Below are 23,025 nucleotides of genomic sequence, written 5' to 3' on the forward strand. Positions count from 1 at the left end.
AGCTTTACAACAAGAAATCTTCAATATCCAAACTCAAGTTCAGCAACAAACAAACCAACTCCAACAAAAAGATCAAGAAATCATGAACTTAATTGAACAAAAAGACGCTATTCAACAACAATTACAGCAAATGGAAATAGACATTAAAAAAATCAATAACTTAAATAAAAAATTAAAATTTAATCTAATAAATAAAATAGAAAGACAAAAACGTCAATTAATAGAAATAGAAAATCAATATATAGAATCTCGAAATAAAATTGAAGAAAACAAAGAAGAAAATAAACTTATCCAACAATTGTATACTTTTACAATTGAAAATTTAAAAGAAATAAATAAACAAAATCAAAAAACACATTTAGAAACTTTAAATATACTAAAAGAAATAAAACAAGAAAATCAAGAAAAAATAAAAAAAGAAAATGATAAATTCTCAAATGAAGTACAAAAATTTTTAAAATCAACAGAAAATTTTGGTACTTTTGAAGATATTATAGGCTCTGAAGAAGCAACACAACAATTAAAAGAGTCTTTAGAGTCGTTAATACATGGCGATTTATATAAAGAGATGGGAATGAGAAAAAAACCTAAAGGGATTTTATTATATGGCCCTCCAGGAACAGGTAAAACTTTTTTAGCAGAAGCTTTTATAAAAGAATCAGGATTACCTTGTTTTGTATTAACATCAGCTGATTTTGCAAAAACATATTTTGGAGAAGCGCCTCAATTAATAAAAAATCTTTTTGAAGAAGCAAGAAAATCATCACCAAGTATAATTTTAATAGATGAATGCGAAAGCGTTTTTAAAAAAAGAACTGATGATCGATTAAGTTCAGATCACGGAAATGTAGTAACTGCTTTCTTATCACAAATAGAAGGTGTTTATACAGACCCACAAAAACCTGTCTTTGTTATTGCAACGACTAATCTTAAAGACGAAATAGATAACGCTATTCTGAGTAGATTTAACAAATTAATAAAAGTGGATCATTGGAAAAAAAATGAAATAAATATTTTTTTAAAAAAAATTTCCAAAAAATATAAAATAGATATAAGAACTTATAAATATTTTGATGAAATTTGTCAACAAATAGTTGATGCACCAGAAGAATATATGTTAAAAAATCCTAGAAAAATAATAGAATTACTGGAACAATCAACTATTATAGCCACTTCTAAACATAAACATTTAAATATTTTACCCATAGATGTAAAATTAGCTTTGGATAGAATGAGTATGAATAGTAAAATTATAGATTGGGATCAACATAAACACATTAAACATGAAAAAGAAGAATTATTTTCTATTAATGAATTTAAAAATACTCCAATTAGACATCTTTTTAAAGACAGTGATTTTAAAAATATATTAGAAAAAAACTATTTTGATTTAATTTATAACCAGAATATTTATTCTAAAGAAGATATATTATATAACGCTAATAACAAAAAAGAAATAAACAAAATAAAAATAAATGAAAATAAAGATGAAATTAAAAAATTTTATAATAATGAATATCCTCTTCCTGAACATCTTTTAGGTTTTTATTTTGAATATGAAAATAAAAAACAGGATTATGAATCAGATCAAAACTTTTATTTAAAAATAGAAAACATAAATACTTTAGAAGATATTTTACACAAAGTAATAAAAGAAAAAGTAAAAAAAATTTATTTTATATGGAATTTAAACAAAAAAGAAGAAAATAAAAAAATATTTTTAAAACTAAAAAAAGAATTCGCTAATCAATATCCTTTTTTAAATAATGATTTTGATTTTGAAAAAAAACTATCACAATATTATGAAAAAGAAGAAAACCAAGAAGAAGATTTGAAAAAAATAATATTAGAATATTTAGAAAATATTCAAAATGATATTGTAAATCAAATATATAATGATTTTTTATTAATTAAAAAAAATGTATTAATAAATGAAAATGAAAAAATAGAAAAAAATAATTTTTTTATTTATAAAATAAAAGAAATGGTTAAAAACTATTTTGAACAAGAAATTATTGAATCAAAAAAACAAATACAAAATAAAATTCTCACACAAATACAAAATGAAGATATTAACCAAAACAAATTAAAAATAGAACAAAAAATTGATTATTTGATGTCTGAAATAGTTTTTAATAATAATTTTATTTCTAAAGAACAAACTATTAAAATAAAAAATAAAATTTTGAATCAATTAAAATTACTTTTAGAAAATAATGAAAAAATAAATATAAAAATAGATGACATTAAAATTAAATTAAATCAAGAAATAGAACAAATAACACAATATATTTTTTTAAATAATGAAAATGATATTTTAAATAAAATAAAAATAAATAGTTTACCTATAAATATCAAAGAAAAACTTTTAGATGAGATCAAAAAAAAAATAAAAGAAAAATTAATTTATGGAAATGAATCTTTAGAACAAATAACAAATAATATACAAAAATATATTTTAAATTATGAAAATAATTTTAATATTTATTTAGAAAATAAAATTTTTGAAAATTTTTATGAATATTTTTTAATTAAAAAAATAGATAATTCATCAATTCAAAATGATCAAATTGAATTTTTAAAGAAAAAAACATTTTTTTTTATCAAAAATGAATTAAAAAACGAAGAAATTACTGATGAAAAAATAAAAGATAAAACATATTCATTTTTAGATAATAATTTTATAAATACAAAAGAAAATAATATAAGTTTCTTTTTACAAAAACATCCTTATTTATCATCCATAATTATATTATTAATTTTTTTAAATATTAAAAATATAATAAATTCAAATAAAAAAAATTAAAATAAAAATTTAATCAATATCAAAATATAAAAGTCGTATTAAATACGACTTTTAATTTGTAATAAAAAAATATTTATAAATCTTAGTTCTTTTTAATTCATCCTAAAAATATTATTTTTCAATATTTATAATAATAAAAAATCCGCTATCATTCCTGTAGATTCTAATTCCATTAAATGAAGTAGATCCAAATATCTATAATTTAACTGTTGAAAACATTGATAAATTAAAACACCAAAAATTTTCAAAGAATCACTAAATATAACATTAATATCAATATCATCTGATGTCAAAATTGCTAATAATTTGGAAAAATTTATTCTTGTTCTATCATAAGCATTTTCTTGTTTTTCTATTATATAACCTAATAAAGTTTGAGTTATTAAATCTATCGCTTCTTTTGATTCTGCTGTTGTATCATTTTTAAATAACATCAAATTTAATTGAGACATATTTTGGATAATATGTTGAAGAATAACTGATATTAAATTAGGATATTCATTAATGTATTTATCAAAATATATTTGAGAATATTTTATTTTTGCATCTTCTGACTGTTCTAATCCACCATATTGTTTTAAAAAGTCTATCATTTGTGACTTATTTTTAATACTAATTTGTTCAAAAATATCTTTATATAAAAATAATAAATATTTTACTTCTGGTTTTACTTTTGAAATTTCGTTATTTTCTATTCTTAAAATTTCGTTATTTTCTATTTTTGAAATTTCGTTATTTTCTATTTTTGAAATTTCGTTATTTTCTATTTTTGAAATTTCGTTATTTTCTATTTTTGAAATTTCGTTATTTTCTATTTTTGAAATTTCGTTATTTTCTATTTTTGAAATTTCGTTATTTTCTATTTTTGAAATTTCGTTATTTTGAGCCATAATAAAATTATTATCAATATTATAATAATAAGTAGAAAAAATTAAAAAAACAAACAAAAACAATATTCTATTTTTTTGCAAAAAAACTTCTTTTTTTAACAAAATATCAACTCCTTTTTTTTATTAAATAAAAAAATATATTAGTAAGTAAATTTGAACATCAACCATAAAGTATTCTAATAAATTTTTTAAAAATTAAAAATTTTTCATAACAAAAAAATAAAAATATGATATTTTATTAATGAATATATTAATGAATATATTAAAAAATATTTTTATTATTTTTTAATTTAATTAAAAAATTATTCTAATAAAATGTTTTATAATGAATTTTAAAATTTGTAAAAGGAAGTTTGAAAAAAATGAATTCAAAATGTGAAATAAAAGAAAAAGCATTACTTATTCACGAAGAACATCAGGGCAAAATAGAAGTTAATTCAAAAATAAAAGTCAATAATTTAAAAGATCTTGCTTTAGTATATACTCCAGGAGTTGCAGAACCTTGTTTAAAAATAGCTGACAATAAAGAAAATGTATATAAATATACTTCAAAACAAAATACTATAGCAGTTATCACAAATGGTACAGCTGTATTAGGATTAGGTAATATTGGTCCTTTAGCTTCTTTACCTGTAATGGAAGGAAAGGCTATATTATTTAAAGAATTTGGCAATATTAATGCTTTTCCTATTTGTATTGATTCTGAAGATCCAAAAGAAATAATTCATATTATTTCTAAAATTTCATCTTCGTTTGGAGGTATTAATTTAGAAGATATTAAATCGCCTGAATGTTTTGAAATAGAAGAAAAGTTACAAAAAATATTAGATATTCCTTGTTTTCATGATGATCAGCAAGGAACAGCAATCGTTATTAGCGCAGGTTTGTTAAATGCTTTAAAAGTAATCAACAAAAAAAAAGAAGATGTTAAAATAGTGATTTGCGGAGCAGGAGCTGCAGGGATAGCTACAGCCAAAATGTTACTTTCTTTAAAGTTCAAAAATATAGTTTTAGTAGATAAAGAAGGAGCTATTTATAAAAATGCAAAAGGATTAAATTCTGAACAAGAAAAAATGTCTCTAATCACAAACTTAAACAATGAAAAAGGTAGTTTAAAAGAGATTATCAAAAATAAAGATGTTTTTATTGGTTTATCAAAACCAAATTTATTAAATAGTGAAATAGTATCAACTATGAATAAAAATGCTATAGTTTTTGCTTTAGCTAATCCTATTCCTGAAATTATGCCTGAAGAAGCAAAAAAAGGCAATGTTCGTATAATAGCTACTGGTAGATCTGACTTCCCTAATCAAATAAATAATATTTTAGTTTTTCCAGGAATGTTTAAAGGTGCATTAAGAGCTAAAGCAACAAAAATTAATGAAGAAATGAAAATAGCTGCAGTTGAAGCCTTAAAATCTATTATTCCAGAAAAAGAATTAAACGAAAATAAAATCATTCCTTCTATTTTTGATTCAGAAGTTTCAGAAAAAATAGCTGTAGCTGTAGAACAAGCTGCAATTAAAACAAAAGTTATTAGAAAATAAAAAAATTTTTTTAAATTTTGTTTTTAAAAAAAAAAGATGTTAAAACATCTTTTTTTTTTAAAAAACAAATAAATTTAAATTCTTTTTTGAAAAAAATTATTTGCATCTTTCAAACTTTGAATTAACTTATTAATGTCTTTGTTATCGTTATGAATACCTATAGAAATCCTAATTGTATTTTTTTTTTGAATCTTTTCTAGAGCAAAATCAGCGCAATATTTTCCTGTTCTTACATAAACATTATTTTTAATTAAAAAACTTTCCAAATCATGAATATGAATATATTTGGAATTACACAAAATAATATTATTATGTGCATTTTCATTATCAGAATTTAAAATTTCTATATTATTTATTTTTTGTAACCTTTCTCTAATTTTTTTTACTATTATTTTATTATGTTTTTGTATTTCAGAAAAACCTATTTTTTCTATAAAATCTAAACTTTTTTTAAAAGATATAATACTACTAATATTTGGTGTTCCTATTTCAAATTTAAAAGGAGTATTTTTGAAAAAAAATTTGTTTTCATTTATTTTTTCCACATTACCACTACCTACAAAAAAAGGTTTAATTTTATCCAAAATTTTTTTTTTGCCAAATAAAATTCCTAAACCAAAAGGACCATACATTTTATGAGCAGAAAATGCCATAAAATCAATATCTAATTCTTTAACATCTATTTTTTTACAACTAACAGATTGTGCAGCATCTAAAATAACTAAAGCTTTTTTAGAATGAGACAATTTAGTAATCAATTTAATGGGATTTTCATATCCTAAAATATTTGAAATATGATTTATAGCAACGATTTTAGTTTTATCAGATAAAACTTTTTCAAAATTTTCAATAATAATCTTATTTTGTTTATTTAAAGGAATAAAAACAATTTTAGCTTTTTTTTCTCTAGCTATTTTTAACCAAGGAAACAAAGAAGAATTATGTTCCATCTGAGAAGTTATTATTTCATCTCCTGGTTGAATTTCTTTTGCTAAAATATTTGATATTATATTTAAAGAATCAGTAGTATTTTTTGTGAAAATAATTTCTTCTGAATTTGAATTAATAAAATTAGAAACTGCTTTTCTAGTTTTCATTATTAATTTCTCAACTTCTTGAGATAAAAATCCTGCATTTTTAAAACTCATACCATTAGAACTATAAAATTTGGATATATCATCTATTAATATTTGCGGTTTTAAAGAGGTAGCGGCTGAATCAAAATAAGTTAATTCAGGATTTATTTTAAAAATAGGAAATAATTCTTTAAAATTTTTTTTAAGCATGATAAAACACCAACTTTTTAACAAAATAAAAAAATTACAAAACAGAATTAATAATATTATTTATCTTGTCATTTATTTCTTGTGTTTTTAATTCTTTAAAATCTTTAAATGGAATATATGGGTGAATAAATAATTCTACTTTTTGCTTTTTAAACCAACATTTTCCTATCAACATTGAAGAACCTTTAATAGATACAGGTAAAATAGAAGATTTACTTTTTAAAGCTATTTTAAAAGCACCTTCAAGAGATGCTACAATTTTATCGCTTTCTTTATTCTTTCTACCTCCTTCATGAAACACCACTACACTTAATAAATTTTTATTCATTTTTTCTATAGTTTTATTTATATTTAATACAGTTTGTCTTTTATTATCTCTTACAATTTCAATACAATCTAAAGTATTAAAACAAAATCTACGTAAATAACCTAAAAATCCATTATAAAGTTCGCTTTTAGGAGTAAAAGTAATATTAATAGGAAAAACAGAAGACAAAATAAAAGCATCAAAAAAAGATTTATGATTTGAATAAATAATAACTTTTTCTTTTAAAGGAATATAATTAATATTATTAACTTTTATCTCTATTCTAAAAAAATGAACAATTAGTTGAGAAAAACTAGATAAAACTTTTCTTTTAAAATAATAATTATTATTAATATTAATATTCTTTATTATGAAAAGAAAAATTAAAAATATAAAAAAAATTGAAAACCAAGATAAAAACAAACTAATAACAAAATTTAATAATAAAAAAAATAATTTTAAAAAATTAAAATACTGTAACGAAGAAAAAAACCATTGATAAAAACTTACATTATAAAAATAAGGAATCGGCAAAAGAAAAATAGAAATGAAATAAAATAAAAAAAATAAAATAAAAAAAATAATAAAAAACATATTTTTACTTCCTTATATAAGTGACAAAAATTAATTCATTTGATATTTTTTTTTTTTTTATAGTAAAATCATTATAATCAAAAATAGGAAAAAATTTATTACCTTGATATCTTCTTAAAATATGAGTTATAATCATTTTATTAACAAAAGGAAGGGATTGCTGATAAATTTGGCTTCCTCCGATAACTATAATTTCTTTTTTTTCTTCACATTTTTTTTTTAAAAACAAAATTAAATCATTTATTAAAATTATTTTTTCTTTTAAATTATCAATATTAATATTAGGATCAAATTTAGAATTAGCAATATAAATAGTTTTAAAAGGTAATTTTTTTTTTTTATAATAACCCATTAGTGAAAAATATGTTTTAGAACCCACTAAAACTTCTTTTTGAAAAGTTTGCTCTTTAAAAAAAAGTATATCTTCTGAATAATGCCATGGTAATTTATTATCTTTTCCTATTAATAAATTCGAATCAAAGGCTGCTATCAAACTTATCATACTGCTATTTCACCCTTTAAAGCGCTATGAAAATTGTAATTTTTCAAAGAAAAATCTTTAATTTTAAAATCTTCTATTTTTTTTATATTATGATTCAAAATAATTTGAGGTAATATATTAGGTTTTCTTTTTAATTGAATTTTAATTTGTTTTAAATGATTAAAATAAATATGTGCATCACCTAAAGTATGAATAAATCTATAGGGTTTTAAATTAGTAACTTGAGATATCATCATAAGTAATAAAGAATAAGAAGCAATATTAAAAGGCAAACCTAAAAAAACATCAGCGCTTCTTTGAAAAAGTTGTAATGACAACATTCCATCATTAACATAAAATTGCATCAATACATGACAAGGAGGTAAAACCATTTTTTCTATTAAAGGAACATTCCAAGCAGAAATTATTAAACGTCTAGAAAAAGGATTTTTTTGAATTTGATTAATAACTTCTTTCAATTGATCAACACCAGAAAAATTACGCCATTGTTGACCATAAATAGGTCCTAAATTTCCATATTTATCTGCAAAATCTTTATCTTTTTTTATTTTATTAATAAATTCTTCTAAACTTTCTCCTAAAAAACAAGATTCTTTAGAATATTTTTGATATGGCCATTCGTTCCAAATATTAACGTTATTTAATACCAAATATCTAATATTAGTATTTCCACTAATAAACCATAATAATTCATGAATAATAGAATTAATATAAACTTGTTTAGTAGTTAATAAAGGAAAACCAAAATTTAAATCAAAATGCATTTGATAACCAAAAATACTTTTAGTTATGATATTTGTTCTATTTTGCCTAAAAACACCTTTTTTTAATATAAATTGACATAAATCTAAATATTGTTTCATATTATTATCTCTTAAATATTTATTATTTTATTTTTTTGCAAAAAATTAAAATGGCGGAGGAAGAGGGATTCGAACCCTCGCATCTTTAATAAGATCTACATATTTTCCAAACATGCCTCTTAAACCGCTTGAGTATCCCTCCAAAATCAAAATTATTTATCAATTTGAAAAATATATTATATCTTTTGATTATACAAATAATATTAAGAAATAATAAAAAAGAATAAATTGATAAAAAATATTAATTTAAAAATTTAAATAATAAAAAATTTAAACAAATTTTATTTAAATATTTTATTATTTGTTTTAAACCAAAAAACATCCCTTGCAATTATTATTTCTTCATTTGTAGGGATTATCATAATTTTAGTTTGAGAATCAGGGCTAGAAATAATTCTTTCTTTTTGATCAACTTTTTGTTCATTCAAATTTGAATCTAAATATATATTTAAAACTTTCAAACGTTTCACAATTTCTTGTCTAAAAAAAGAAGAATTTTCACCTATGCCTGCTGTAAAAATTAAATAATCTGCTCCTTCTAACAAAACATAAAAACTTGCGATATAATCAACTATTCTTTTTATTTGAATATTTAACGCTAAAATAGATCTTCTATGTTTTTGCAAAATTTTTGTTTCCAAATCTCTTGCATCATTTGACACACCTGAAACACCTAAATATCCAGATTTTTTGTTTAAATCATCAACTACTGATTGAGAATTTTTATTTTCTTTTATAGATATAAAAGGTATTATAGCAGGATCTATATTTCCGCTTCTAGTACCCATAGGAACGCCTTCTAAAGGAGTAAAACCCATAGAAGTATCTATTGAATTTCCATTTTTAATAGCTGCTAAAGAAACGCCATTACCTGCATGACAAACAATTAATTTTAATTCTTTTTTATTACATAATTTTTCTACTCTGGAAGTAATATACCTATAAGAAGTTCCGTGAGCTCCATATTTTCTAATTTTATATTTTTGATACCATTCATAAGGAGTAGCGTATAAAAAATTTTCTTCTTCCATTGTTTGATGAAAAGTAGTATCAAAAACACCTATTTGTAAAACTTCAGGCAAAATATCTTTAAATAATTTAATATTTAATAAATTAATAGGATTATGAAGTGGAGCTAAATCATTTAAAGTTGCGATTTTATTTATATTTTCTTCTGTTAAAATAACAGAATTTTTAAATATTTCTCCTCCTTGGACAATTCTGTGTCCTATTCCTTCTATTTCTTTTAAACTATTTATAATTTTTTTTTCTATCAAATTATCTAATATTAATTTTATTGCTTGCTTATGGTTTACAATAGGCAAAATTTTTTTAATTTTTTTATTTTCATTAAAAGAAATATTAAAAATAGCGTTATCACAACCTATTCTTTCTACTAATCCTAAAGCAAAAATTTTCTCTGTTGGCATTTCTAACAATTTAAATTTTAGAGAAGAACTACCTGCGTTTACTGACATAATTTTCATAATAAAAAACTTAATTCAAAATTGAATTTTTACTCCTTCTTTAATTAAAAATAAAAATAAATTTTAAAAAAAACTGAAATATATTTAAATTTTATTATATTTAGGTCGATATTTTTTTAAAAAAACATCTAATAAAAAATAATTTATTTTTTGAATATAAGTTTCAGTATATTCAAAACATATAGGAACAGAAATATTAATTTTTACTAAAAAACGATTAAAAAAAACTCTATCTTTAAAAATAATTAATTTTTCTTTTATTTTACTATCAATTTCTTGTAAATTATTAAAAATGTTTTCTAAATTTTGAAATTTATTTAATAACTTAATAGCTGTTTTAGGACCGATTTGAGGTATTCCTTTAATATTATCAGATGCATCTCCAATAATGCTTTTAAAATCTATTATCTGATTAGGTTTTAAATTGAATTCATTCCATAAAATATTTTCATCATAATAAATCACATTTTTTAATCCTTTTTTTATTAAACAAATTCGAATATTATTATCAATCAACTGTAAAAAATCTTTATCACTAGAAAAAATAAAAACTGATACATTTTGATTACTAGCTTTTTTAGCTAAAGTTCCAATAATATCATCAGCTTCATAACCATTTTTAAAATAATGTTTAATGCCAGACAATGTTAAATATTTTTTAATTAATACGATTTGAGAAATTAAATCAATCGGCGTAGGAAGTCTTTTTTTTTTATAATTTTTATAAAGAATATGTTTTTGAGTTTTTTCTCTTGAATCAAAAATAACACAAATATTTTTTTCTGTTTTTTCTAAAATTTTTTTGAACATATTAATAAAAACTATTAGAGCATTAATATCTTCTCCTTTTTCATTTTGTATTTTTTTTTTTTTATAAGCAGTAGCATAATAAGCTCTAAATAATAAAGAATTGCCATCTACTAAAACTAGACTTTTCATGTTTTCCAAACCTCTTCTTTTTAAAAAAAAACAAAAAAACATAAAATTAAAATTATTTAAAAATTTTTACTTAAAAAAATTAAAAAAAATTTTTAAATAAATCTTCAGGATTTTCTAATTTATCTAATAAATTACTATCTAATTCACCTATTTTGCCAGATATTTGTTTTTGTTTTTTAATAAACATTACTAAATTATCTACATCTTTAATTTGATTACCTGAACCTATAGCTATTCTTTTTCTTCTTCTAAGATTTGATTCTATTAAATAAGGATAAATTCTTTCTTTTGACGTCATACTATCTATTATAGAATTAAATTTTTTCAAAAAATTTGTCTCTAAAACAGGCATTTTATCAATTTTAGAACTTAACCCTGGAATAAATTTTAATATTTTTTTTAAAGAACCTATTTTTTCTAATATTTTTAATTGTTTTTTTAAATCATTATAATTATATTCTTTTTTTAAAATTTTTTCTAAAGTTTTTTTTTCTTCTTCAGAACTAATTTTTTCTTCTATATTATCTATTAAAGTTAAAATATCTCCCATCCCCAAAATTCTAGAAGCAATACGATCTGGATAAAAAATTTCAAAATTACCATCATTATATTTTTCAGAAGAAGAAATAAATTTAATAGGCAATTTAGTAATATATCTTATAGATAAAGCTGTTCCACCTTTAATATCAGCATCCATCTTAGTTAAAATAACTCCAGTAGCAGAAATTTTTTGATGAAAACTTTTAACAACATTTACAGAATCTTGACCCAAAATAGCATCTGAAACAATTAAAATTTCTGAAGGATTAGTTCTTGTTTTGATTTCCATCAATTCTTTAATCATTTTTTCATCAATATTTAATCTTCCTGCAGTATCTATAATTACTGTATCAAAATTATTTTTTAAAGCATAACTTAATCCATCTTCAATAATTTTCATAACTTTTTCATTTTTTATTGAAAAAACATGAATATTTATTTTTTTTCCTATTTGTAATAACTGATCAATAGCACCAAACCTATAAGTATCAGCAGCAATTAATAAAATTTTTTTATTTAATTTATTTTTAATAAAAAGAGATAATTTTCCAGAAGTTGTTGTTTTTCCACTACCTTGTAAACCTATTAAAAGAATAACATTTAAAATATTATTATTTTTAAAATCTAAATTTGATTCTTTAGAACCTAAAATTTCTATCAAAGTATTTTTAATAATTTTAATGATTTGTTGTTTTGCATTTAAACCGTCCAATATTTTTTGTCCTATAGACTTTTCTTTAATAAGATTATTAAATTTTGTTACTACTTCATAATTAACATCAGCTCTTATTAAAGATAAATTAATATCCTCCATAATAGATTCTATATCTTTTTCTTTTATATATTTTTTATTTTTAATTTTATCAATAATTTTTTGAAAACCTTCAGTTAAAAAACTCATTTTATATTCAATTTCTCCTTAATTTATAAAAAAACAAAAAATTTAAATTTCAACTTAACTTAATAAATAATCAACATAATCTTTAATATTAAATTCAATTAAATCATCGTTTTTTTCTCCTATACCGATATATTTTATCTTTAAATTATGTATATATTTTATACTTAAAATTATACCTGCTTTAGATATTCCATCAAATTTAGTTAAAATAATACTATCTATAGGTAATATTTTTTTAAATAATTCAACTTGATTCAGAGCATTATTTCCAGTCATAGAATCTATAACTAAAAAAATTTTATAATTATTTTTAATAAAAGAATTTTTTTCTATAATTTTTTTAATTTTTTCTAATTCTTTCATTAAATTAATGTTATTTTGTAATCTTCCAGATGTATCACATAAAATAAAATCAAAATTTCTAAATTCAGCATATTTTAGAGCATTAAAAAATAATTTAGAAGTTTTTTTATTTTCGATATTATTTTCTTGAAAAAAAACACTTTTTGTTATTTCTGACCAAGTTTTCAATTGTTCTACAGCTCCATCTCTAAAAATATCTCCAGCTACTAATAAAACTTTTTTTTTTTCTTTGCGAAACTTAAATGCTAATTTACCTATAGTTGTTGTCTTACCGACTCCATTCACACCTACAAATAAATATAATTTAGACTCTTCTTTTTCAGATTTAAAATCAATATTTTTATCACAAGTATCAGATTTTTGATAAAAATCTAAAATAGTTTGTTTAATTAAAATCAAAAAAGAACTAGAATCTGTAACTTGGTCTTTTTTAATGCTTTTCTCTATTTGTGATAATAAATAAGAAGAAGTTTCCAAGTCTATATTAAATTTAATAAAAAAAATCTTTAATTTATTTAGTAAATCAAAATCTATAATGGTATTCTTTTTTATACTTTCTATCCAGTGGTTAAAATCATAAGAAATAGATTTCAACTCTAAAGATTTTTTTATATCTTTTTTATTTTTTTTTTCAAAAATTTTTTTCAATAAATTAAACATATATTATTTTTTTTCTTTCTTATTTTTTAAAGTTACCATATTTTTACATTTAGGAAAAGAATTACAACCTAAAAATTCTCCATATCTCCCTATTCTTCTGACTAAAAAATCATTACATAAAGAACACTTTTCTTGAGTTAAAATATTTTCTTTTTTCTCTTTTAAAGAAATTATATTTTTACATTTAGGAAAAGAATTACAACCTAAAAATTCTCCATATCTCCCTATTCTTCTGACTAAAAAATCATTACATAAAGAACACTTTTCTTGAGTTAAAATATTTTCTTTTTGGATTTTCTTATTAGCTATATCCCATAAAATAATAAAATCATTATAAAAATCTGTTAAAAAATCTAACTTGCTGATTTTACCATAATAAATATCATCAAGTTTTTTTTCTATCTTAGAAGTATATTCAATATTAATAATAGAAGGAAAAAAATCTTCTAAAGTTTTTTTAATTGACATTCCTAATTTTGTACAAATTATTTTCTTATTTTCTATATAAACATAAAATCTTTTTTTCAAAATTTCAATAATATGTGCATAAGTTGAAGGTCTTCCGATTTTCAAATTTTCTAATTTTTTAATTAAAGAAGCTTCTGTAAAATAAGCAGGCGGATTAGTCTCTTTTTCAATTTTTTCAATTTTTTTTGGTAAATATTTTTGATTTATTTTTAAAAATGATAAATCAATATATTTAAAATCATTTTTTAATATTTTATAAAAACCATCAAAAATCATTTTATTAGATTCTGTCGAAAAAATATATTCTTTAACATTAAAAAAGAATTCTGTTTTTTCAAAAATAGCATTCGACATAAAACTAGCTAAAGTTCTTTCATAAATAATTTTATATAATGATAATTCATATTTATTTAAATATTTTTTTAAATTTTCAGGAGTCATTAAAATATCCGTAGGTCGTATAGCTTCATGAGCATCTTGAATTTTATTTTGAAGAATATTTTTTCTTTCAGAAACATTTAAATATTCTTTTCCGTATTCATTAATAATAAAACTTTTTATTTTTTCAGTAAATGAAGAAGATATTCTGTAAGAATCAGTTCTCATATATGTTATTAAACCAATTATTTTATTTTCAATCTTAACTCCTTCATAAAGTTTTTGAGCATGTAACATTGTGGTTTTTGCACTCATAGAAATTTTTTTAAAAGCTTCTTGTTGTAAAGTAGAAGTAATAAAAGGTTTAGGAGGTTTGTTAATAATTTTTTTTTTAATTATTTTAGACAATAAAAAATTTTGATTTTTTATATCTAAAACAATTTTATCTGCATATTCTTCTTTTACAATTTTTTTCTTTTTTTCTATTTCTAAATTGACTTCAAATTGATCAAAAAAAGCTTTAATCAAATAATATTTTTCTGATATAAATTTTTTTCTTTCTTCTTCTATTTCTACAATTAATTTCAATGCTACTGATTGAACTCTACCGGCAGACTTAGCAGATTTTTTTCTAATCAATTTAGATAGTTTAAATCCAATAATTCTATCTAAAATTCTTCTAGCTTCTTGAGAATCAACTAAATTTTTTTTTATGGATTCAGGATGTTTAAAAGCTTCTAAAACAGTATTTTTGTTAATTTCATTAAAAGTTATTCTATTTTTATCTTTTAATCGTAAACCAAGTACTTCTGATAAATGCCAGGCTATTGCTTCTCCTTCTCTATCAGGATCTGTAGCTAACAAGACTTTTTTACCTTTGGATATTTTTAAAATTTTCTTGAGCAATTCTTTTTGTCTAGGTATGATTTGGTAATTAGGACAAAAATTATTATCAATATCTATACCTAAATTGTCTTTACCTTTGTATGACAAATCTCTAATATGACCTTTAGATGATAAAACTAACACTTTATTTTCAAAATAGCTATTTAGAGCTTTAGCTTTAGAAGGTGATTCCACTATAATAACTGTAGATTGCATTTAAAATCCTTTCATCAATATTTTGATCATTTTAAAATTTAAAATAAAAATTAAGAAAACAAGTCTAAATCAAAATTGATTTTTTGTATTTTTTTACCTATTATTTCTGAAAAAAATTTTGATACTATATTGTTTCTATCAACAAAATCATAATAATTTTTTTCAATAAATTTTTCATTATTATATCTTTTTTTTATTAAAATTTGGAATAAATTTTTTTCATTTATTTCTGATTGACTTAAATTAAAAAATATCATCAATTTTTCTAAATAATATTTTTTTAAATAATCTAAAAAATAATGAATTAAATCTTCTTTTGATACAAGTTCTTCTTTTATACATCCGCAAAGAGCTAAAGAATAACTTATTTTATAAGAATTTATTTTAGGATATAAAATTCCTGGAGTATCCAAAAATTTAATATTATCAATAAAAGAACTTATCCATTGAAGTTTTTTAGTAATACCAGGTTTGTTAGAAGTTCTAACAACCTTTCTTTTTGTTAAACTATTAAGAAGGGTAGATTTTCCTACATTAGGTACTCCAACAATCATGATTTTAATTTGTTTTTTATAATTTTTATGAGAATTAATTTTAATATTAAGCATTTTTTTAATTTTCACCAAAATTTTATCAATATTTATTCTATTTTTTGCATCTATTAATAAAGTGTTGATTTTTTTGCTTTTAAAAAAATTTTCAAAAAGAAAATTTTTACTTAAATCAGTTAAAGATATCTTATTTAACAAAACTAAGAAAGGCTTATTATTCAAAATTTTTAAAAGTTCAAAATTCATACTAGAAATAGGTATTCTAGCGTCTAAAATAACTAAAACAATATCTATAAATTTTATATTTAATTTTATTTCCTCTAATGTTTTTTTCATATGTCCAGGAAACCATTGTATTGGAAACATATTTTGATACCAACTTTATTTCTAGTTATATATTTTCTTCTTCCTCTTGATCTATTTTTTTTTGCAAATCTTCTAAAAAATCATCTAAATTTTGTTTATCATTAGATTCAAATAACTTTTTACTATAAATTTTATAAATTTCTTCTCCTAGAATAAAAATAATAGCACAACCTATTTTATTCACCAAAATATTATACAAATTATTTAAAAAAATTTTTTTTAACCAATGAAAAGGATTCAAAATATTCAAAGTATTTGTAAAAATATTTAATATTTTATTTGTTTTTTTAAATTTTCTAATATATTTTTTTTTTATTATTTTTTGTCTAAAAAGAAAAATTTTTCTTAAAGTGATTTTTTTAAACATAAAAATTATTTTTTTATTAAATAATTCATCTATTCTTTGATGTATATATTTCACTAAGGTTAAACTTTCCTCAATAGTTAATTCTAAATAAGGATAATTAGAATTTGGGTAAAAACTAGAAGCTACTTTTAAAGTCATTTCCTGAATATTTTTAAACAAGAAAAATATATACTCGTCTTTATCTTTTTTTAAATTCTTCAAAAAATTTTTTTGTGTTTCTTTAATTAATAAAAGCATTTTATCATAGTCTAAATCGTCATTTTGAGTTTTAGAAACTTTAAATTCTTTATTAAAATTTTTAATAAAAAAAAATAGATAAAATAAAAAAGAAAAAATAAAACCAAAAAAAAATCCAGAAAAAAAAGATAAAAAAAATCTAAATTGCATTAAAAATTGTATTTGACTTAATATATTTTTCATAATTAAATAAATTTTTAATCCTTTTTTTTAAAATATAGTACTGAAAATAATAATAATGAAATAATTTACTTTAATTATATTGTATACCTAAATAAATAAAATTATCTTTACCCAAAGTTTTATTTATATAAAGTTTAGGTATCCATATTATATTATTCATTTTATCTGATACTATATAAATATTATCTCTTTCCTGATAAACAATTTTTTTATTAATAAAAAATTTTTTTAGTTTTTGAGTACCAAAATTAAATTTTAAAATATCACCTGATGCTCTTTTTCTCAAAATAAAAGGAGGATAAAAATTTTTCACATCATAATATATTTTTTCTATTATACAACAAAAAGAAATTAAAAACTTATTTGGAGATAAATGTAAAATAGGGTTTTTTTTATCCAAATTTTTATTTTTGAGTATTTTCGTTTTTTTCTCAATATAAAAATATCTATATTCCTTGATTAAAACATAATTCGGTTCTAAATTCAAAATTATAGAAGCTTTATTCTTATTATTTAAACATTTGATAATATTATTAATAAAAACAAAATTTAAATTTATTTTTTTATTTTCTAACAAAAACACAATAATATCTTTTTGAATAGCTATATTTAAACTTAAAAAATATTTTAAATCTAACATATGGGAGAATTTTTGTTTTTGTAAAAAAAACAAAGTATTTTGTCTTATGAAAGAATAAATTTCTTTAATTTGAAAATGAAATTTTTTAATATTTTTTAAAAAATTACGAGATTCTTTGAAAAAAGGAATAACTTGGTTTCTTATCTGATTTCTAAAATATATATTTTGTTTATTTGTATAATCTTCTATAAACAAAATTTTATTTATGTTTGCATATTCAATTATTTTTTTTTTTTCTGTATACAAAAAAGGTTTTAAAAGAATAAAATCTTCATATAAACAAGAATCTTGCATACCACTATAACCTAATAAAGAACTACCTCTTAAAATTTTTAAAAAAATAGTTTCTGATAAATCATCTAAATGATGAGCTGTTAACAAATATTTTGTTTTATATTGTAAAGCTACTTGTTTTAATTTTTCTAATCTTAAAATACGAGCTTTATTTTGAAAATTTCCTTCTTCATAATTTAAATTTAATTTAAAATAATGAAAATCTATATTTTTTTTAAGGCAATAATCATAAACTAAATTTTTATCTTTAATACTGTCTTTTCTTACTGAATGATTAAAATGAACAACTTTTAACTTATAATTTTGATGATATAAAAAATCTAATAAAACCATAGAATCAATACCTCCACTAACAGAAATAATGTAATCCTTAGTTTTATCTAAATTAATACAAAAAAACATATCAAATTATAATTCAATCTTTTTTATTATAAAATTTTAAATTAAGAACGGATAATTGTTGTTCATCTACAATACTAGGAGATTCTAACATTAAATCTTGAGCACTTTGAGTTTTAGGAAAAGCAATGACATCTCTTATGTTATTAGTTTTGGTTAATAACATTACCAAACGATCTAAACCTAAAGCAATACCACCATGAGGAGGAGTACCATATTTTAAAGATTCCATAAAAAAACCAAAACGTTTATCTATTTCATCCTTAGAAAAACCTAATATATTAAAAATAATTTCTTGTATTTGAGGTTTGTAATTTCTTAAAGAACCACCGCCAACTTCATATCCATTCCATACTAAATCATAAGCTTTAGCTTTAGCTTCTTTAGGATTATCAATTAATATATTAATATCTAAAGGAGCTGTAAAGGGGTGGTGAACTGTTTGAAATTTATTTTCTTTAACATCGAATTCAAACAAAGGAAAATCAATAATCCATAATAGAGATTCTTTTTCTGGATTAATTAATTCAAAATCTTGAATTAATTTGCTTCTTAAAAAACCTAAAGCTTTTAAAAAGATATTATATTGATTATTATAATTATTTTCATATACTATGAAAAATAAAAATTCTTTTTCTTTTAAATTAAAATTTTTAGACAAAAATAAAAATAAATGGTCTGATATAAAAGATTTCTTTTTAGAAAAAATTTGCAAATTTAAATAGTATTTTTCATTAATTAAACAATTATATTTTTCTATTTTTTCAAAAATAATTTTATTAGAAAAATTCTCTAAATTTAATCTAAATCCTTTAACAATTTTTTTTTGAATTTCGAAATTTTTTTCTTTTTGTTCAATAAAAAAATCTTTATTAAAAATAAAACTTAAATCTTCTATTAACAAATCAGATCTTAAATCTGGCTTATCTGTTCCATATAAATTCATAGCATCTTTATAAGTCATTTTTAATAGAGGAATATTTATTTTTTTATGTAAAATTTTATCAAATAAATCAACTATTATTTTTTCCGTTAAATGCATAATTTGTTCTTGATTAAAAAAAGAAGTTTCTATATCTATTTGAGTAAATTCGGGTTGTCTATCTGATCTCAAATCTTCATCTCTAAAACAACGAGCAATTTGAAAATATCTTTCAAAACCAGCAATCATATATAATTGTTTAAAAATTTGAGGAGATTGAGGTAAAGCATAAAAATGATTTAAAAATAATCGCGAAGGCACTAAATAATCCCTAGCTCCTTCTGGCGTAGATTTAGACAAAATAGGAGTTTCTAATTCTAAAAAATTTTCTTTTAAAAGCGTATTTCTAACATTTTGAGTTATTTGATGCCTTTGGATTAAATATTTTTTTTGTTCCTCTCTTCTCAAATCTAAATAACGATATTTTAATCTAATTTTTTCTAAAACTTCTTCTTTATCAAAAACATTTAAAGGTAATTCTTCTGCTTCAGATAAAATATTAATAAAAGTAACTAAAATTTCTATTTCTCCAGTTTTTAATTTAGGATTTTTATTAATTCTTTCTATAACAACACCTTGAACTTCTACTACAGTTTCTTTCTTTATAGAACAAATATCTTTATATTGATCATGATTTTTTTTCATAATTAATTGAATCAAACCTGTAAAATCTCTTAAAATTAAAAATAAATTATTCCTTAAATCTCTTTTTTTAGCTATCCAACCTTTTACAAAAACTTTTTTATTTTTATCTTTTAAACTAATATCTTCGTTATTTGTATAATTAAATTCTAATTTCATTATTTTTTTAATTCCTTTATTAAAAAATCAATTCCCTCTTTAATTTTAAATTTATAAATTTTTTCAGTAACAACATTTTTAATAGTCAAAAAATTATTATTTATCTCTTTCTTCCCTATAAAAATAATATATTTAGGTTTATTCATTAAAATTTTTTTTAACTGTTTACTGAAATTACCAAATTCATAATTAATTTCAGCTATTAAACCGAATTTTCTTATTTTTTGTAATAAAAAAAAAGATTTTAATAAAAGTTCAGATTCTAAAACAAATAAAAAAATTTCTAATTCATTAAATTCTATATTTTTAAAATAATTATTTTTTTCTAATAACCAAATTAAACGTTCCATTCCTAAAGCAAAACCCATATTACAAGTTCTATCACTATTAAAAATTTCCATCAAATCATTATAATTTCCGCCTCCTCCTAAAGACACAACTGGATCAGAAGCGTTATTAGAAATGATTTCTATTTCGAAAACTAAATCTGTATAATAATCTAAACCTCTTACTAATTTAGGATCTACTACAAAATTAAATTTTAATTTTTTTAATATATTTATAATTTGTTGAAACTTTTTTTTAACATCTTTAGATAAATAATCTAAAATAACAGGAGCCTCTTTTAAAAAATTCTTTTTTGAACATTCCTTACAATCAAAAATTCTTAAAATATTTTTTTTTTGTCTTTTTAAACATAAAAGACATAATTCTCTTTGATTTTTTTGAATATAAGAACTAAAAATTTTAAAAAAATGTTGTCGAGAATTTTTATCTCCTAAATTGTTAATTTTAATAACAGTCTTATTATTTAAATTAAAAATATCAATAATTTCTTTCAAAAATAAAAGTATTTCTATTTCAGATAAAAAATGTTTAATTCCTATAACTTCAATACCTAACTGATAAAATTGTCGATAACGTCCTTGTTGAGGTCTTTCATATCTGAAAAAAGGACCGTAATAATATAATTTATTTAATTTATTTTTACTTTTATTTTCTATATAACTTCTAACTACAGATACGGTACCTTCAGGTCTTAATGCTATTTTTCGTCCTTTTTTGTCTTCAAATTTAAACATTTCTTTAGAGACCATTTCTGAATATCTAGAAGAACGATTAAAAATTTCTTCATATTCTATAAGGGGAGTACGAATTTCTTTAAAATTATATAAATTTAAAATATTTATTATTTTCTTTTCTACAAGCTGCCATTTTTTTATTTCATCAAATAATAAATCATAAGTTCCTTTAATTTTTTGCATTCCGAAATCCTTTAATAATTTCTAATTAAATTAAAATTCAACTAAATATATAATAATCAAAAATTAAATTAATTAAAAATTTTATAATTAATACATAATATTAAATTTATTATATAAAACAAAAATAAAATTCTGATCCAATTATAAATTAAATTATTTAAGAATATAATAATTTTTTATTGTTATTAAAAACCTCTAATATCATACCTGCTCCTAAACAAAAATTATCTTTATAAAAAGCACAAATTTGTCCTGGTGTGACAGATTTAATTTTATTTTCATAATAAACTTTTAAAGTATTTTTATCTATCCACTCAATTTTAACATTTTGTTCTATTTGTCGATAACGAAATTTAGCTTTTAAATTTGTTATTTTATGATCAAAAATATTATCTTCATATTTTCTCCATATCACATCAACTATTAAAGCAGAATCACTATATAAATAAGAACTATTTTTATCTTGGTCTACATAAAGAATATTTTTTTTTAAATCCTTACCAACCACAAACCAAGGTCCTGAATTTCCCTTACTCACTTTTAAATTCAAATTTTTTCTTTGACCTATAGTATATTTAAAAACGCCTTCATGTTCTGATAAATACTTTCCGTTTTTGATATTTATAATAAATCCTTTTTTGATAGGAAGATAATTATTTAAAAAATGAAAAAAATTTCTTTCTCCGATAAAACAAATTCCTGTAGAATCTTTTTTATCAGCATTAATCAATTTTTCTCTTTTAGCTATTTGTCTAACTTCAACTTTAGTTAATTTTCCTAAAGGAAAAATAATTTTTCTTAGTTGTTCTATTTTTAATTGAGATAAAAAATAAGTCTGATCTTTATTTGTATCTAAAGCCTTGGTTAAAATAGGTTGATTTTTTTTATAAGTAATTTGAGCATAATGTCCCATAGCGATATAATCTGGATTAAAAACTTTAGCATATTTTAAAAAAGCTAAAAATTTAATTTGGTTATTACATAAAACATCTGGATTAGGAGTTAAATTTTGCTTAATTTTTTCTAAAAAAGATAAAAATACTTTTTCCCAATATTCTTTGATAAAATCTATTCTATGACATTTAATATTTAATTGTTTAGCAACATTTAAAGCATCTTGAAAATCTTTTTCTTGAGGACAAATATAATTATTAATAAAATAATTACCTTTAATATCGTTATTTAAACTACTATCCCAATTACGCATAAAAATACCTTCTACTTCAAAACCTTTTTTTTTTAAAAGAAAAGCAGCAACACTACTATCTACTCCGCCCGATAATCCAATAATTACTTTTTTTTTCATTT

Annotated in this window: 18 protein-coding genes and 1 tRNA gene; 2 read left to right on the forward strand and 17 right to left on the reverse strand. The window is 20.2% G+C overall.

The window, feature by feature from the left end; translation table 11 throughout:
• Positions 1–2,806: AAA family ATPase (locus F1741_RS00005; RefSeq protein WP_152309566.1), on the forward strand; the 2,806-nt coding region annotated here is incomplete at its 5' end.
• 125 nt (positions 2,807–2,931) lie between these two features.
• Here F1741_RS00005 and F1741_RS00010 read toward each other — a convergent pair.
• A complete protein-coding gene (locus F1741_RS00010; RefSeq protein WP_152309567.1) occupies positions 2,932–3,798 on the reverse strand; it encodes a bacteriophage T4 gp5 trimerisation domain-containing protein in 867 nt (288 codons plus the stop codon).
• A gap of 260 nt (positions 3,799–4,058) precedes the next feature.
• Here F1741_RS00010 and F1741_RS00015 point away from each other — a divergent pair, with 260 nt between their 5' ends.
• Entirely contained in the window at positions 4,059–5,243 is a 1,185-nt protein-coding gene (locus F1741_RS00015) for an NAD(P)-dependent malic enzyme (RefSeq protein WP_152309568.1), read from the forward strand.
• A 74-nt stretch (positions 5,244–5,317) separates the two neighbouring features.
• Here F1741_RS00015 and F1741_RS00020 read toward each other — a convergent pair whose 3' ends face one another.
• The 16 genes from F1741_RS00020 to mnmA form a co-directional block, all read right to left on the reverse strand.
• Positions 5,318–6,529, reverse strand: a complete 1,212-nt coding sequence (locus F1741_RS00020; RefSeq protein ID WP_152309569.1) for an aminotransferase class V-fold PLP-dependent enzyme — start codon at positions 6,527–6,529, stop codon at positions 5,318–5,320.
• 34 nt (positions 6,530–6,563) lie between these two features.
• Positions 6,564–7,430, reverse strand: a complete 867-nt coding sequence (locus tag F1741_RS00025; RefSeq protein WP_152309570.1) for a lysophospholipid acyltransferase family protein — start codon at positions 7,428–7,430, stop codon at positions 6,564–6,566.
• 4 nt (positions 7,431–7,434) lie between these two features.
• Entirely contained in the window at positions 7,435–7,932 is a 498-nt protein-coding gene (locus tag F1741_RS00030) for a dihydrofolate reductase (protein WP_152309571.1), read from the reverse strand.
• Complete coding sequence (locus F1741_RS00035) at positions 7,929–8,795, reverse strand: thymidylate synthase (RefSeq protein ID WP_152309572.1); 867 nt, start codon at positions 8,793–8,795, stop codon at positions 7,929–7,931. Before F1741_RS00035 ends, F1741_RS00030 begins: the two co-directional genes overlap by 4 nt.
• Positions 8,796–8,846: 51 nt before the next feature.
• Positions 8,847–8,937 (reverse strand) — tRNA-Ser (locus tag F1741_RS00040).
• 139 nt (positions 8,938–9,076) lie between these two features.
• Positions 9,077–10,282, reverse strand: coding sequence for an acetate kinase (locus F1741_RS00045; protein WP_152309573.1), 1,206 nt, complete (start codon positions 10,280–10,282; stop codon positions 9,077–9,079).
• Between the two features lie 84 nt (positions 10,283–10,366).
• Entirely contained in the window at positions 10,367–11,221 is an 855-nt protein-coding gene (locus F1741_RS00050; RefSeq protein WP_152309574.1) for a 5'-3' exonuclease, read from the reverse strand.
• Between the two features lie 79 nt (positions 11,222–11,300).
• On the reverse strand, positions 11,301–12,662 hold the full coding sequence (ffh, locus tag F1741_RS00055) for a signal recognition particle protein (protein WP_152309575.1): 1,362 nt from the start codon (positions 12,660–12,662) through the stop codon (positions 11,301–11,303).
• Between the two features lie 54 nt (positions 12,663–12,716).
• Positions 12,717–13,685, reverse strand: coding sequence for a signal recognition particle-docking protein FtsY (ftsY, locus tag F1741_RS00060; protein WP_152309576.1), 969 nt, complete (start codon positions 13,683–13,685; stop codon positions 12,717–12,719).
• Between the two features lie 3 nt (positions 13,686–13,688).
• The gene (gene topA, locus F1741_RS00065; protein WP_152309577.1) at positions 13,689–15,632 is read right to left on the reverse strand and encodes a type I DNA topoisomerase; all 1,944 of its coding nucleotides are present in this window, start codon (positions 15,630–15,632) and stop codon (positions 13,689–13,691) included.
• Positions 15,633–15,682: 50 nt separating this feature from the next.
• Positions 15,683–16,549 (reverse strand): ribosome biogenesis GTPase YlqF, encoded by an 867-nt coding sequence (gene ylqF, locus F1741_RS00070; protein WP_152309578.1) that lies wholly within the window; start codon positions 16,547–16,549, stop codon positions 15,683–15,685.
• Positions 16,550–16,574: 25 nt separating this feature from the next.
• A complete protein-coding gene (locus F1741_RS00075) occupies positions 16,575–17,336 on the reverse strand; it encodes a hypothetical protein (RefSeq protein ID WP_152309579.1) in 762 nt (253 codons plus the stop codon).
• Positions 17,337–17,406: 70 nt separating this feature from the next.
• The gene (tilS, locus tag F1741_RS00080; RefSeq protein WP_152309580.1) at positions 17,407–18,672 is read right to left on the reverse strand and encodes a tRNA lysidine(34) synthetase TilS; all 1,266 of its coding nucleotides are present in this window, start codon (positions 18,670–18,672) and stop codon (positions 17,407–17,409) included.
• A gap of 13 nt (positions 18,673–18,685) precedes the next feature.
• A complete protein-coding gene (gene aspS, locus F1741_RS00085) occupies positions 18,686–20,452 on the reverse strand; it encodes an aspartate--tRNA ligase (protein ID WP_152309581.1) in 1,767 nt (588 codons plus the stop codon).
• Positions 20,452–21,717 (reverse strand): histidine--tRNA ligase, encoded by a 1,266-nt coding sequence (hisS, locus tag F1741_RS00090; protein ID WP_152309582.1) that lies wholly within the window; start codon positions 21,715–21,717, stop codon positions 20,452–20,454. The genes aspS and hisS overlap by 1 nt, the downstream gene beginning before the upstream one ends.
• Before the next feature lie 157 nt (positions 21,718–21,874).
• Positions 21,875–23,023: a tRNA 2-thiouridine(34) synthase MnmA gene (gene mnmA, locus F1741_RS00095; RefSeq protein WP_152309583.1), complete on the reverse strand. Its 1,149-nt coding sequence runs from the start codon at positions 23,021–23,023 to the stop codon at positions 21,875–21,877.
• Positions 23,024–23,025 lie beyond the last annotated feature (2 nt).

This window comes from 'Cynodon dactylon' phytoplasma, from assembly GCF_009268075.1.
GTDB lineage: Bacteria > Bacillota_I > Bacilli_A > Acholeplasmatales > Acholeplasmataceae > Phytoplasma > Phytoplasma cynodontis.